Annotated in this window: 9 protein-coding genes; 4 read left to right on the forward strand and 5 right to left on the reverse strand. The window is 69.4% G+C overall.

Annotated elements, in window-relative coordinates:
- Positions 1 to 12: 12 nt before the first annotated feature.
- Genes H180DRAFT_RS04205 through cmdF form a run of 3 tightly spaced genes read right to left on the reverse strand, consistent with a single transcriptional unit; the run spans position 13 to position 4,215 of the window.
- A complete protein-coding gene (locus H180DRAFT_RS04205; RefSeq protein ID WP_055484615.1) occupies positions 13 to 1,458 on the reverse strand; it encodes an aldehyde dehydrogenase family protein in 1,446 nt (481 codons plus the stop codon).
- Entirely contained in the window at positions 1,458 to 2,558 is a 1,101-nt protein-coding gene (locus H180DRAFT_RS04210) for an AMP-binding protein (protein ID WP_055484616.1), read from the reverse strand. The genes H180DRAFT_RS04205 and H180DRAFT_RS04210 overlap by 1 nt, the downstream gene beginning before the upstream one ends.
- Positions 2,559 to 2,607: 49 nt before the next feature.
- Positions 2,608 to 4,215: a tyrosine 2,3-aminomutase gene (cmdF, locus tag H180DRAFT_RS04215; protein WP_055484617.1), complete on the reverse strand. Its 1,608-nt coding sequence runs from the start codon at positions 4,213 to 4,215 to the stop codon at positions 2,608 to 2,610.
- Positions 4,216 to 4,760: 545 nt separating this feature from the next.
- Between cmdF and H180DRAFT_RS04220 the strand changes: the two genes are divergently transcribed.
- Both H180DRAFT_RS04220 and H180DRAFT_RS04225 read left to right on the forward strand, forming a co-directional pair.
- Complete coding sequence (locus H180DRAFT_RS04220) at positions 4,761 to 5,663, forward strand: phytanoyl-CoA dioxygenase family protein (protein WP_055484618.1); 903 nt, start codon at positions 4,761 to 4,763, stop codon at positions 5,661 to 5,663.
- Positions 5,664 to 5,752: 89 nt separating this feature from the next.
- A complete protein-coding gene (locus H180DRAFT_RS04225) occupies positions 5,753 to 6,784 on the forward strand; it encodes a methyltransferase (RefSeq protein ID WP_055484619.1) in 1,032 nt (343 codons plus the stop codon).
- A gap of 633 nt (positions 6,785 to 7,417) precedes the next feature.
- Here H180DRAFT_RS04225 and H180DRAFT_RS04230 read toward each other — a convergent pair.
- Positions 7,418 to 8,041 carry a helix-turn-helix transcriptional regulator gene (locus H180DRAFT_RS04230; RefSeq protein WP_055484620.1) on the reverse strand — a complete coding sequence of 208 codons (624 nt, stop codon included), beginning with the start codon at positions 8,039 to 8,041 and terminating at the stop codon, positions 7,418 to 7,420.
- Positions 8,042 to 10,112: 2,071 nt separating this feature from the next.
- Here H180DRAFT_RS04230 and H180DRAFT_RS29695 point away from each other — a divergent pair.
- Positions 10,113 to 10,274 carry a hypothetical protein gene (locus tag H180DRAFT_RS29695; RefSeq protein WP_159033556.1) on the forward strand — a complete coding sequence of 54 codons (162 nt, stop codon included), beginning with the start codon at positions 10,113 to 10,115 and terminating at the stop codon, positions 10,272 to 10,274.
- Between the two features lie 36 nt (positions 10,275 to 10,310).
- Here the strand turns inward: H180DRAFT_RS29695 and H180DRAFT_RS04235 are convergent, their stop codons facing one another.
- Positions 10,311 to 10,928, reverse strand: a complete 618-nt coding sequence (locus tag H180DRAFT_RS04235; protein ID WP_254665870.1) for a hypothetical protein — start codon at positions 10,926 to 10,928, stop codon at positions 10,311 to 10,313.
- Positions 10,929 to 11,184: 256 nt separating this feature from the next.
- On the opposite strand from H180DRAFT_RS04235, the gene H180DRAFT_RS04240 reads away from it, so the two are divergent.
- A complete protein-coding gene (locus H180DRAFT_RS04240; RefSeq protein ID WP_055484622.1) occupies positions 11,185 to 14,061 on the forward strand; it encodes a TIR domain-containing protein in 2,877 nt (958 codons plus the stop codon).
- Positions 14,062 to 14,083 lie beyond the last annotated feature (22 nt).

Here is a 14,083-nt window from a genome sequence, read left to right on the forward strand (position 1 = left end):
GGGGTGAGCCCTTCAGATTCGGGTCAGCGCGGTGCTGCGCATGAGGAACTCGGCCAGGAACCCGTCGTGCGGCATCCCCGGCGGCAGCCACCAGGTGGGACGGTCCAGGCCGTAGACGTTGCGGACGGACGGATCCTCCAGCAGCGCGTCCACCAGTCCTGCGTCCTCGGTGGCGACGCCCGCCACGAGCGAACCGCGCAGCGGTGCCGCGCCCTGCTCCGGGGACCACGGCGCGACCCAGGCACAGGGGAACGGCAGCTCCACGCCGGTCTGTTCGGCCATGGCGTCGTCCAGCAGATGCACGGCGGGGAGGAGGGCGGCGCTGCCGTCCCCGAGGTCGTGCACGCCGCCGCCGAGCACGGGTTCCGCACCGGCCGCGCGTTGCCGCACGGCGTCCCCGAGCGCGCGGGCCTCGGCGAGCGGCAGGCACGGGAGCCCGGCCTCCTCCCGCTCCGGCGGCAGTGGCCGCAGCTTCGTGAGCCGCTGCGCCAGGGCCTCGGCGAAGCCCCGGACGTCACGTTCGACCAGCACCGCGGTGGCGTTGAGGCAGGAGACCCCTCCGAGTCCGCCGACCGAGTCGGCGATGACGTCGAGATACGGCTCCCACGGCCCCGTGACCAGGACTTTGACCCGGCCGGGGCCCTGCGGCAGCACTGGTGTCCGGGACCAGCCGCCGGCATACCGGTTCACGGTCTCGTCCCCACCGAAGACGATCGCGAGGTCGCCGCCGCGAACCAGCTCGTCGGCGGCGCCGTGGTCGCAGGGCAGCAGGAGCACGTCCTCGTCGGCGAACCCCGCCGACCGCAGGGCGAGCACCAGCCGGTGCGGCGTGAACGGGTCGCGGCGCGAGGGCCGCACCGCCACCCGGTAGCCCAGCGCCAGGGCCTCCGGCCACAGCGAGTGGACCGCGGGGTGGTTGCCGGAGGCGTTGACGCTCAACAGCCGTCCCCGGCGGCGCCATACGACGGCGCCCTCGTCCGGCACGTCCCGCGGGCCCGGCGGCAGCGCCGCCCGGGGGCGGGCCCGCTGGGCGGCGTCGACCGCGTTCGCCAGCACCCCGGCGACGGTCGCCGTCGCATCGCGGACCACCGCCACCGGGACACCCGTCGTACGGGCCACCCGCACATGGTGCTCCTCGGGCGTCAGCCCGCCGACGGTGCCGGAGGCGAAGAGCGCGGCCGCCGCCCGGAGCCGCTCGGCGAGCCCGGACCGGGGCCGGTCCGGCGCCTCCGGTGCGTCCCCCGCGTCCGGCGCGGTCGCAGGCCGGTGCCGTAACCGGTCCAGAGTGCGGGCTACGAACAGGCCGGGGGCGAGCGTCAGTTCCGCGACGGGTGCGCCCGTCACGTCCCGGACGGTTTCCCGCCTGCCGGCGCGATACGAGCCGTCCGGAGCGAGGGCGTCGATGAAGTACGGTGCCGCAGCCCTCTGTTGAGCCGTCTCCTGCGCTGCCACAGTCATCAGTAGGCTCCCGTGATCACGGGGACGCCGGTGAACGTCTCCAGCGGGTGCACGTCGGCCACGGAGTGACCCGCGGAGCCGTCCGGCGCGCCCACCCGCCGCGCCGCGTCGCGTTCGCGGTTGTTGGGAAGCAGGGCCGACTTGCTCAGGTGGTGCATGACGACCTGGCCGGTCTCCCCCACCGCGACCGGCTTGCCGGTGTCCGGGTCCACGACCGTGTACGAGACGTGCGGCGAGGGCGAGTCGAAGACGGAGTCGCCGTCATCGGTGGCGGTCCGCTCGAAGGCGGCGCCGAGCGCCATCGTGCTGCCGTAGAGCCCGTACAGCGGGATGCCGGGGAAGACCTCGTCGCGCAGCACGTCCCGGGTGTCCCGGTCCATGCTGGCGCCGCACCAGGTGATCACCTGGACCTGGTCGCGCACCATGTCCACCAGCCGCTCGTCCCGTGCCAGCCGTTCCAGTAGGGGCGGGGGCGCCTGTATCGCCCCGATGCGCTGACTGCTCAGCACGGTGGCGGTCTGGGCGAGCACGTGGTCCAGGTACCGCTCGGACTCCTCGGCCCGTCCGTCCCGCAGACACAGGCGCACCCAGCGGGGGTCGAAGTCGACGGCGAAGCGGACGCCGCCGCGGCGGCGCGCGTGCTGGCCGGTCAGTTCGGCGTAGTCGTGCGGACCGGCGGGGCCCATGGACAGCCAGTGCACCCCGCGTGGATAGCCCCGCGCGTCCATGGCGCGCATGGCGTTCGCCATCTCGACTTCCATCCAGTCCGCGAGGTACAGCACGCGCTTGGGGGCACCCGTGGTGCCGCCGCTCTCGAAGACGCCGATCACCTCGGCTCTCCCGCCGTAGCCCCGGGGCAGCAGATCCTCCACCGGCACGTGCCGGAAGTCGTCGACGACCTGCGGGAACAGCAGCAGATCGTCGGTGGTGCGCACATCGGTGCGCGGGTCGAAGTCCAGCCGCTCCAGCCGCTCCAGCCAGAACGGCGTGCCCGTATCCGGGGAGAAGTGCCACTGCATGGCCGCCCGGACGAGCTCGTCCGGGTCCACGTCCGCGTCAGGCGGTGCGTCCAGCACGGCCAGGGCGTCCGCCGAATTCATCCTGCCTCCCGTGCGCGGTGGGGATCCGTTGCCGAGTGCGGGTGCCTGGTCACCGCAGCGTGATCCCGGCCGAGTTGACGGCGCGCAGGAAGTCGCCGCGCTCGACGGCACCGGCGACGGCCTCCAGTTCGTCCGACATGTAGCGGTCGCGGTCGAGGGTCGGCGCCAGCGCGCGGACGGTGTCGTAGGTGGCCCGTCCCGCGGGGCCGAGCCGGTCGTAGCAGCGGTTCAGGTCCACGGCCTGGGCGGCCGCCAGGAACTCCACGGCGAGGATCTTGGTGTTGTTGGCGAGGACGCGGCGCGCGTTGCGCGCGGAGATCAGGCCCATGCTGACGATGTCCTGGTTGTCGCCGTTGGAGGGGACGCTCTGGGTGCTGGCCGGACCGATGGTCCGGTTCTCCGCGATCAGCGCGGTGGCCGGGTACTGGGCCCCGGCGAAGCCGCTGTTGAGACCCGGTTCGCCGGCGACGAGGAACTCCGGGAGCCCGTAGCTGAGGTGACGGTTGAAGAGGCGGTTGCTCTGCCGCTCGGAGAGCACGCCGAGCTGGGTGAGGGCGATCGTGGTGAAGTCCATCGCGAACGCGACCGGCTGGCCGTGGTAGTTGCCGCCGTGGAAGACCTCCTTGCCCGGGAAGAACAGGGGGTTGTCGGTGGCGGAGTTGAGTTCGGTGTGCAGGGTGCCGGCTGCGTGCCGCAGGGTGTCCCGGACCGCTCCGAGCACCTGCGGTATGGCCCGCAGCGTGTACGCCTTCTGGAGGTAGACGTCGGTGCGGGTCACGTCGTCACCCGCGCGCTTGCTCTCCACCTCCCCGCGCAGCTCCGCGTGCGGGACGGCCAGCCCGCTGCCGGTCAGCAGCGCGCGCAGGTTGGCGGCCGAGTCGATCTGGCCGCTGTGCGGACGGGCGAGTTCGTGGCCCTCGGCCAGGAACGGGCTGGTGGAGCAGCTGAGAGCCTCCAGCAGCAGCGCGGAGACGATCTCCGCCTGGTGGAGCTGGTCGAGGGCATGGCTGACCACGAGGGACCCCAGTCCGGTCATCCCGGACGTGCCGTTGATCAGCGCGAGACCCTCCTTGAACCGCATCTCCAGCGGCTGGATGCCCCGTTCGCGCAGCACCTCGCCGGTCGGCACCGGGGCGCCGTCGCGCAGTACGTAGCCCTCGCCGATGACGGTGACTGCGATGTGGGAGAGGGTCGCGAGGTCGCCGCTGGCGCCGAGCGAACCGATCTCGGGAATCGCGGGGATGATCCCCTCGTTGAGGTAGAGCGCCAGGCGCTCCAGCACCTCGGGCCGCACGGCGGAGTAGCCGCGTGAGAGGGCGTTGAGCCGGGCGGCCAGGATGGCGCGGGCCTCGTGCTCGGCGAACAGCGGCCCGACACCCGCGCTGTGGCTGCGGATCAGGTTCGTCTGAAGCTCCACCTCCTTCGACGGCTCCACCTGCATGTAGATCATCTCGCCGTATCCGGTGGTCACCCCGTACACCGAGGCGCCCTTGCGGACGATGTCCTCGAACTGCTTCCGGCTCGCCGCGGCCTTGGTCAGCACCTCGGGATTCACGGAGCAGGAGACGTGCTCCTCCGCGATGCGGCGGACGTCGTCGATGCCGAGGGTCTCTCCGTCGAAGGCAATGGCTTCCGTGGCCGTGTCGATCGTGGTCATCGCGTGCTTTCTCCCTGGAATCGAAATGCGAAGGATCCGCTGAGCCGTGCGTCGACGAAATCCCGACGGGCGTGGCGTGCCACCGGTCGAGCGGAATTCTCGTGCCCATCGATCCCATCACCGCAGCCACGGTCTCCGGAACAGACGCAGGGACACTTCGAAGTGACTTTCCGGCCCCGCCACTTCGGAGGAATGAGGGCATGGATGTGACCGTCGGGGCACACCCGGGCGCCCGAAAGGACATGCCCACGGGGCACTTCGCACGACCCGCCACCGGCTCTGACCTGGGAAAGGATGCACACCCGTCCCATGTGGACTGCGTCTGCACCGGCGGGGTCCTCAATTTTCCGGTCTTTTTCCGGGGCCGGCGGCTGGCTAGCATGCGCCGGGCGCACCTCAGGCGGGCATGCCCCCTTGCAATTCGAATTCCGAAGCCGTCCGAATTCGCCCGGCGGAGTCTCTGCCGGAATCCGACGGAAATCATCCGCGTGCCTGGGGCTTCCCGCCGACGCGGTCCCGTTTCATCCACGACAGGGAGGACCACCGTGAAACCCCAAGTCACCGACCGGTTCGACAAGGACGCCGATCTCGCCGACGTGGTGCACAGCGTCCGCGAGAACGGCTACGCCATCGTCGAGAACGTGCTGCCGCACGAGACGGTGGACGCCCTGCTCGGCGAGATGGAGTCCTGGATCGAGGCCACACCCTTCGGCCCGGACGCGTTCGCCGGTCAGCGGACGAAGCGGACCGGGAGCCTCGTCGCGCGCTCCGCCACCGGCCGGGAGCTGATCACCCACCCGCTGTGCATGGACGTCGCGCGAGAGCTGCTGAAGTCCTCCACCGAGTTCCAGCTGTCCCAGACGCAGCTCATCAGCGCCTACCCGGGCTCCGTCGCACAGAAGATGCACAAGGACGAACTGATCTGGGACTTCTTCCCGTTCGCGGCCGACCACCACGTGATGTGTCAGTTCTTCTGGGCGCTCACCGACTTCACCGAGGAGAACGGCGCGACCCGCATGGTGCCCGGAAGCAACGCGCTCTCCCCGGACGAGGTGGGGCACGAGGACTCCGTACCCGCCGAAATGCCGAAGGGCTCGGTCCTGATCTTCAACGGGAAGGTCGTGCACGGCGGCGGCCACAACCGCACCGACGCCGTCCGGCAGGGGCTGATCCTCAGCTACTGCTCCGGCTGGGTCCGCCAGGAGGAGAACCAGTACCTCGTGGCACCGCCGGAGCTGGCACGTACGTTCCCCGAGGATCTGCTCAAGGTCATCGGCTATCAGCAGGGCTGCTTCGCCATGGGTTACGCCGGCGACATCGAGGAGCCGATGGACGTTCTCTTCGGCCGCAAGGCGGCCACCCCGATCGTCCCGTCGGAGGCCACGCGCAACGCCGCCAACGCAACGGCACGCGAGTGGAGCCAGGACGTCGTCGATCGCACCGTCTGACACGCCGACCGACCGAACGAGCCCGCGGCCGGACACAGTTGTGGACGGACCGGCCGCGACGAGACCCGCGCCGAGCCGAGAAGGTGACGATGACTGCTTCGCAGGAACAACCCGTATCCGTTATGCCGATCATGAACATGGTCTACGGCCTGTGGGTGTCCCAGACCCTCGTGACCGCGCACGAACGCGACGTGTTCGGGCACTTCGCCCGACGCCCGGGCATGACCCCGGCCCGACTGGCCGACGTCCTCGGCCTGGAGGAGCGTCCGGTCGAGCAACTGGTCACCGCCTGCGCCGCGCTCGGTCTGCTGCGGCGCGACGGTGACGGATACCGCAACACCGAGATGACCGACCGGTATCTGCTCCGCGGCGGCGAGCACTACGTCGGCGGCTGGGTGGAGATCGTCTCCCGCCACGACTACCCGGGCTGGCTGCGGCTGGACGAGGCGCTGCGCACCAACCGTCCGACCGCCTGGGACAGCGAGCAGCGCGACTCGCTGTTCGACGACGAGAACCCCGTGGTCGTGGAGTCCTTCTGGGAGGGCATGAGCGCGATCTCCCGGCCGACGGCCAGGGCCCTGGCGGAGACCGTCGACCTGTCGGGCGGGCTGTCACTGCTGGACGTGGGCGGCGGCGGGGGCGCCTACGCGACCGAACTGAGCCGCGCCTTCCCCTCCCTGCACACGACCGTCTTCGACCTGCCCTTCGTCTGCGACCTGACGCAGAAGAAGGTCGAGCAGGCCGGCCTCGCGGACCGCATCTCCTTCGCCGCCGGCGACTTCTTCAGCGACCCCCTGCCCACGGGGCAGGACGTCGTACTGCTCTCGATGATCCTCCACGACTGGGACGTCGACCAGTGCCGGCAGATCCTGCGCAGTTGCTACGACGCACTGGCCCCCGGCGGGCGCCTGCTGATCAGCGAACTCCTGGTGGCCGACACCAAGGACGGCCCTCTCGACGCCACCCTCATGAGCCTGTCCATGCTGGTGGAGACGTTCGGCCGGAACTACACCGGCGCCGAATACCGCTCCTGGCTGCTGGAGACGGGCTTCACGGACGTCGAGATCCGCCCGTTCGAGGCCCCGGCCGCCAACGGCGTCGTCATCGGCCGGAAGCCGTGAGTACAACGGGCAGGGGGCCGTCCCGCCGGGGACGATGTTCCGCGATGTGCGGCTGACGACGTCGGCGTGCGGTTGACGAAGTCGGCGTGCGGCTGAGAAGTCGGCGTGCGGGCCGCCGAGTCGATGTGCGGGCCGCGGAGTCGGAGACTCTGTTCGCACGGGTCGGGGCGCCCGGGGCGGTTCTCGTGGTCGCGCCCCGACCAGACCACGGTCGACGGCCGCTCCGCATCGCGGACGCCCGGCGGGCGACTCCGGCGGGCACTCCGGCGGGCATTCCGGCGGGCATTCCGGCGGGCGATCGAACCTCCTTCGGCGTCCGTTGCCCGGGACCGCTGCCGGACCGAGCGAGCACGTGCGCCACTGCCCGCCTCGACGCCCCCATCGCCGGGGCCGTGTCGGCAGCGATCCTTGCCTCCTCTTCCTCGGCAACCGTCGGCATCGCCGGTGGCTCGCACCTGCGACCCGAACTCACCCCTTGCGTCGTCGTCTTCGGCCTGCGGATCCACGACGCCCGCGGGGTACCGGTCCGGCGGTCCGACGCCGGAGGTACGGGGACGCCGCCCCGCACCAGGAGGCCGCGGCCCATCACGGCACCGGCGTACGGGAGTTCACCAGCACGTGCACATGTGCCCGTCAGATGTATCCCTGCCGCAGCGCGTAAGCCACCGCGTGGGCGCGATTGCGCAGGTGGAGGCGGGTGGTGAGGCGGTGGATCACGTTCTTGACCGTGCGTTCGGAATAGGACAGGTCGGCGGCGATCTCGGCGGTGCCGAAGCCCTCGGCGATCAGGCGCAGGACGTCGACCTCACGGGCCCCGAGCACCGGGGCGGGGATGCCGGGCCGGCCGCCGCTGGTGGCGGAGCGCGACGGAGGCGTTCCCATCTGGCGGATCAGGCGGCCGAGTAGGTCGGCGGGGAGGTGTCCGTCGCCGCGTGCGGTCGCCAGCACAGCCTGAACCAGGCTGTGCTGGGTGGCCTCGTGCCGCCAGACGACGGCGCCGACCCCGCACGCCACCACATCGCGGAACTCCTCCTCCCGCAGCCTCCGCACCACGAGAACCACTCGTGCTCCCTGCCCGCGTACGGCCCGGCGCAGGCGCGTGAGCCCGGCACGGTCGAGAACGTCGTCCACCAGGAGAGCCACGGTGCCCGGCCCTGGCTCCTCACGCAGTTCGATGTGCGGGTGCGGCCGGAGCTGACTCAGGGCGCCCTCCCGCGAGATGGGGTCCGGGGCGTGCACGGCCACGGGAACCGGCAAGCCGAGCCGCGCAGTTGAGGAGTGCGCGGAATCTTCCGGTCCTGCGGGTTCTGTGATGCTCAGGCTGGACAAGCGGGTTCCTCCCCTCCGCGTAAAGATCCCTGGGTGCGCCACCGACGAGAGACCGGGGGCCGGACTTCCCCGGCCCCGCGGCAGCCGGGCCGCCGACGGGCGCGAGCAGGCCACGATGCTGTGGGGGATCCGGGCTCGCACCCCGCCCGGGCTCTTCTGCTTCCGGCCGTGGACGACCCGCCGCCGGCGGGGACCGCCGACGCCACATGCCGGTCCTGATCTGCTCGTGGGCGCCTCACCGCTTTGTGCCCACGAGCAGCTCCAGCGGTACCAGTTCTCGGAACATTTCGACCTCCGACACCGACTGTTCAATGAATGGAAAGACACGGCGGACCGTGCCGAACGGGATGCCGGAAAACGGATCTGCAACAGGCCGAAAATGCCGGCAGCGGCACTGGAAACAGCCGCGCGGGCTCACACGGCCACGGCTGGGGCACCGCGGCGCGAGAAACGGCAACCAAAGTACCTCCTGGTCTGGTCCTGCGAGGAGGCTACCCTCGCCGGCACAGCGATCCAAGCCGTTCCAGGAAAAGCAGGACGCTCACCGAGAGCCTGGCTGAAATCATCGCCTGGAAGGCCGCACCGAATATCCGTCTTCGACATCCAGGTTTATCTGCGGACTCGGGGAAACGATTACATGACCCTGGTGGACTGGAAATGTCCAGTTCGACGAGTGGTCGGCCGGCGCGCCGTCTCGGACAGCAAACGGGCACTTGAGCAGGACGAACGGGCATGGCTGGCGCCCGAGCGGGCCCGGGGCCGACCCCTGTCGCGCCATTTTTCCGCCACTGCAGCACGCCGGAATCACGGGACCGCAGGACGGAAAACTCCCTGCATTCTTCGAGAGGGAAGAAATCAGGCACCGCTGGACCGAACCGCCCGGGAACGGAATAATCCCGTGAACCCACGGTCGGCCAGAATTCAACAACAAGCCGCGCCTCCGGTTTCCCGATTCCCGGAGATATTCCTGCCGCCCCCGAAGGAGACACCGCCGGCCTCCTCCCCGACCGGCCCGTCTCCGCCGCCCCCGCGCGTTCCTCGGCGCGAAGCGCAGCCTCAGCTTTCCCTGAGCCCGCGCTCACGACCTCTTACGTCGAATCGTTCACCACGGACAGCTCGGAGTCACGGTGCAGACATCGGACTGCTTCAATGCATTGGTGCGAGGAAAACAGCACATCGGTGAATGCCTCCCTGCACACCCCGCGTCGCCACTGGAGGTGCACGGCGGAGGCAGCAGCGCGCACGGGTCACCGTCCAGCGCCGCGCCTACAAGTAGCCCTCGCTCCCCGGCGGCTCAGGCGGTTCCGGGGGTGTCTGCGGCATCGGCGGTGTGCGGCGGCGCGTCGCGTACCAGGAGAGGCCCACAGCGACCAAGGCGCCGAGCCCGCTCGCCGCCGTTCCGACCGCGGAAATCATTTCGGCCGTTTCGCTTGCCTGGGAGCAGTCGGGTCGGGGCTTGCCCGGCGTAGGCACGCCTGGGCAATCACACCCAACACCTGGCGCGCACCCGGCGCGCAACGCGGTGTAGGGGATGCTGGCAGTAAAGGTGACGAACAGCAGGCTCAACAACACGCCTGCCCACAGGAGTCTGCGAGGCCGTCCCGGGGTGCGCGCAGCGACGCGTACCCATGACTTCCTGCGCCTGACGGTGACCCCAACGTTCGGTGGTAACTGACTCACCTTCAACTCCCCCCGGCTGTCATGATTCGAGCGGTCCGTCACGCAAACCCCACCGCATCCTGGCACGACACGCCCTGCCCCTGCCGTGCCGGCTACTCCACGGCGACCGCCGGCGTGCACACATGGCGAACAGGGGCTCCCCGATTCAGGGCGGCGCCGGACAGTCCGGATCGCCATGGACGGGACTGATGCACGGGTAGATGACAGTGTCACCAGACCCTGCATCAGTCCCCTACGCCAACGGCCCATGGGGCCGAGCGCTCTCTCGTCACCTCACGCTGGGCACCCCCGGCTCTGGGGGCGATCAAGGCCCGGCCGAGTGGCTGCCGCAGGCGAAGCGCGGGCTCTGTACGTACGCCGGGTCCTGGGTCAGCACGACCCTGCGCTGGAGTTGAACGTCGACCATGCCGAGCTCATGAAGGTCGAGCAGCCAGCCGCCTGCTGTCCCGGCGCGACCGTCGACGTGGAACCGGTGCCCTAGCGGGAAACGTGTCCACGTGTCGGTCGCTGCCGCGGGTCACTCTCCCTGCATTGCGCCATCCACCAGCGCCCTGGCGTTCTTGACGCCGGCCAGCCGTGCGAAACCAAGTGCATACTCTCGCAGGTTGGCTTGTACGACGCGGAGTTCCGCACGGCAGTCAGCGCCTTCCGGCCAGTCCGATTCGGGCCGGTTGGGATCTTCCTGCTCGAATGCGTGCAGTCGGGGATGCCAAGTGGACAGGAACGGCCTCAGCTCACGATTGAGCATGGTGATGGCGAGATACTCCACTGTCTGCTCGCCCGTGACCTGCACGGAGGGACGCGCAGACTTCAATGCCTCCCGAGCGGTGCCGAACAGGCCGTACAGCGACGTGAGGGCTTCCCGCAGCAGGCCCCCGTCATGGGCCAGCGGCTGGGTCGACACCCGGGTGACGGTCTCGACGAACAACCGCCAAGCCACCTGCTTGGCCTCGTTGTTCACGACGAAGGTCAACTCACTGAGCTGCGGCACAGTGACACGCACCTCGGTCAGCCTGGCAGCACGTCCGTACACCTGAAAGGCCAGCACACTGACCGCCCCCGCGAAGGCGCCGGTGACAACGAACAGATTTCTGCCTGACAGTTGGGTGACCCCGAAGACGACCAGTCCGGCCACAGCACCTATGAGGACAGAGATGCAGATTCGCGCGGCGGGAGTACGGAGCCGGCGGACCAAAGGATGCCACCGATTCATCGCTCCCCCAGCCCTCCCTCGTCACTGATCAGCAATCTAGCGGAAGCCGGGCGCTACGCCCGTTTCGGGCCAGCTGTCGCCGACGGGCTCTTACGGCTTCAACGGGCATGATACGTATGGCAGTTGGTTCAGCGCGTCGAGGACGGCTTGAACACGCAGTAGGAGCACGGGGGGCGCCATGAGTGATGCCGTGGAACAGGCTGAAGCGCGAGCCGCGTTACCGGGCGGGGTGAAGCAGCGCGACGCCTTCATCTCGTACAGCCAGAGCAAGAACGCGCCACTCGCGAAAGCGCTTCAGCGAGGCTTGGAACGGCTGGCCGTCTCGCGCTTCCGGCCCATGCGGATGAGCGTGTTCCGCGACGTCATCAGCCTGTCGGCAAGCCATGACCTGTGGCAGTCGATCCAGCGCGAACTGGCACGCTCCCGCTACCTCATCCTGCTCGCCTCTCCAGAGGCCGCCGCCTCGCCCTGGGTAGCCAAGGAAGTCGACTACTGGTTGCGCGAGCGTGACACAGAGCACCTGCTGATCGCCGTCGCAAGCGGTCAGGTCGAGTGGGACGACAAGACCGGCGACTTCGACTGGCAGAAGACCACGTCCCTGCCATCCAATCTGGCAGGCCACTTCACGTCCGCGCCGCTGTGGGTGGACCTGCGGGAGATCGAGGAACGAGGCCATCACTCCCTGCGTTACCCGCCGTTCCGTGCCGCCGTCGCCACCCTCGCCTCGCCGCTGCACGGCCGTCCCAAGGAAGAGCTGGAGCATGACGACTTCCGGCAGGTCCGGTTCGTCAAACGGCTGAGCTGGTCGGGCGTCGCCCTGCTCGTGACGCTGCTCCTCCTTGCGGTCTACGGATTCTTCGACGCCAGCAGACAGCGCGACGAGGCCGTGGCGCAAGCCCGCATCTCCGCCTCGCAGGCCCTCGCCGCCCGCTCCGGGCAACTGCTCAAGACCAGTCCCAACCAGGCAGCGCAGTACGCCCTTTATGCCCAGGAGACCCGGTCCACCCCAGAGTCCCGACGCGCCCTGGCCCAGGCTGTGGCCGCCTCCCCGTACGCCAGACGACGGCTGCAGGCGGACGCCGACTCCGTAACGGGCCAGGAGGGTGCGACCCGACCAGCCTTTACGGACGTCATCCTCAGCGGGGACGGCAGGACCGCCGCATACCTCTCTGTGTTCGACAAGACCCCGCGCGTGCGCCTCTATAACGTGCGCTCCGCCCGGCAGTCGCGCGTGGTGCGCACCGGGGGCACGCCCTTGGCCCTGAGCCGCGACGGCCGGGTCCTGGCCACGGAGGTCTACCTCAACCGAGTCCAGCTGTGGGACACCCGGACCGGCAAACTCTTGCGCACGATGTCCACGGGACACACAAAGGACCTTCCCAATGCCCTGGCAGGGCTTCATGCCTTCAGCCTCTCGCCTGACGGACGTTGGGTGGCGGCCTCGCACCACACGCCCAAGGGCAAGGCGTTCGTGGTCGTGTGGAGCGTGTCCGACGGGCGCGAAATCACCCGGCTTCCCGTCAGCGCGGCCCGGGTGGGGCTCGGCTTCTCCACTGACGGCTCCCGGATGACCCTGGTTGACAGGGACCGTGAGGAGGTCCGGCAGTTCCTGACGGATTCGGCGCGGTGGGAAGCGGCCCGGTCCTTGCCTGGAATACCAGCGAGCACCCAAGAAGCCTTGAAGCACAGCGAGGTCCTGCTGTTCGACGGGGCCCGCAAAGCCCTGACCCGGACGTCGAAGCGTGCAGAGGTGTGGGACCTGGACGGACGCCGCCGCATCGCCGCCCGCTCCTTGGGGCCATACGAGGACATGACGGTCGCCGACGACAAGGGGACCTTCGCGGTGGGCGGACAGGACGGCACGGTCCGGCTCTACGACTCCGCGCTGCGGCCGGACAAGACACTGGGCCGACTGGTCCGGCCGGCCAGCACCATTGCCATGTCGGATGACGGCACACAGGTGGCCGTCGCCTCGTACGGAGGCGAGTTCAACCTCTTCGCCACCGGAGTCCGACGCGGGCAGCAAGTTCCCCTGGATAACAAGGACTTCACCTTCGGGGACCTGACGGCCGACGGACGGATGGCAGTGCGCCGGACCAAAGGGCGCACCGAGTTCTGGGATCCCGGCAGCGGCCGCCGGCTCGGCGAGATCCCGTACGCCAACCTGTCGGTGAACCTGGAGGAAACGGCATACACGCTCAGTGGGGACAAGCGATACGTCGGCATGCTGAGTCAGGACATGTTCGAGGACAAAGGGTGGTTCGACATCTGGAACCTGCGCACAGGCAAGCGCACTGACTGCCGCGTGGCCGTTGACGAAGTCTCCGACGAACTCCTCCGCCCCGGCGTGTTCTTCCTCCCGGGCGACCGATACGTGGTCGGAGACTGGAACGGCGCCGTCCACCTACTCGATACCCGGTCCTGCACCCGCCGCACAATCACGAAGGACTCTGGCAACCTGGCCCTGAGCGGGGACCGCAGGACCCTTGTTCTACAGACCGACAGTGGTGTCGACACCTGGCACTGGGACGGCGACCACACCTTCAAGCACGCGGCCCATACCACCCTGCCGCCCGAAGCCGAGCCCAGGGGCGTGGCCGTCGACCACGAGGGAAAACAGGCGGCCTTCTCCGACTGGGAGAGCCATGTATACGTCGTACAGCTCGACTCCGGCCAGCGCGTGCGCGCCACCGGATCCCTACCGCACGACACCAGTGACGTGGCATTCAGCCGGGACGGCAGTCTGCTGTTTCAGGGCTTCATGAACGAGAACACCCAGGGTGTGCGCGTCCTGGACGCGGACAGCGGCGATCAGCTCGACGTCTGGACCACGGACCCCCCGGCCGGCGCCGTACAGAACACAGATGGCATGCAGGTCGTCCCCGGCCCCGCCAACGACATCCTCACCCTCGGCCCCGACCACAAAATCGTCCGCCGCACGGTCGGTGTGGAAGCGTGGCACGACCTGCTGTGCGGCCTGGTTAGTCAGCCCCTGCCCGCCCGGGAGCAGGACCGTTACCTGAACGGCCTGGACGTGCAGGCACCCTGCCGCTGAGGGACTCGAGAACCTCGTACCA

The sequence above is a fragment of the Streptomyces sp. WMMB 322 genome, assembly GCF_900090145.1.
Taxonomy (GTDB): domain Bacteria; phylum Actinomycetota; class Actinomycetes; order Streptomycetales; family Streptomycetaceae; genus Streptomyces.

Excerpts from the sequence above, each read along its gene's own strand:
- H180DRAFT_RS04205 (WP_055484615.1), bottom strand. The coding sequence starts at position 1,458 with ATGACTGTGGCAGCGCAGGAGACGGCTCAACAGAGGGCTGCGGCACCG.
- H180DRAFT_RS04210 (WP_055484616.1), bottom strand. The coding sequence starts at position 2,558 with ATGAATTCGGCGGACGCCCTGGCCGTGCTGGACGCACCGCCTGACGCG.
- cmdF (WP_055484617.1), bottom strand. The coding sequence starts at position 4,215 with ATGACCACGATCGACACGGCCACGGAAGCCATTGCCTTCGACGGAGAG.
- H180DRAFT_RS04225 (WP_055484619.1), top strand. The coding sequence starts at position 5,753 with ATGACTGCTTCGCAGGAACAACCCGTATCCGTTATGCCGATCATGAAC.
- H180DRAFT_RS04240 (WP_055484622.1), top strand. The coding sequence starts at position 11,185 with ATGAGTGATGCCGTGGAACAGGCTGAAGCGCGAGCCGCGTTACCGGGC.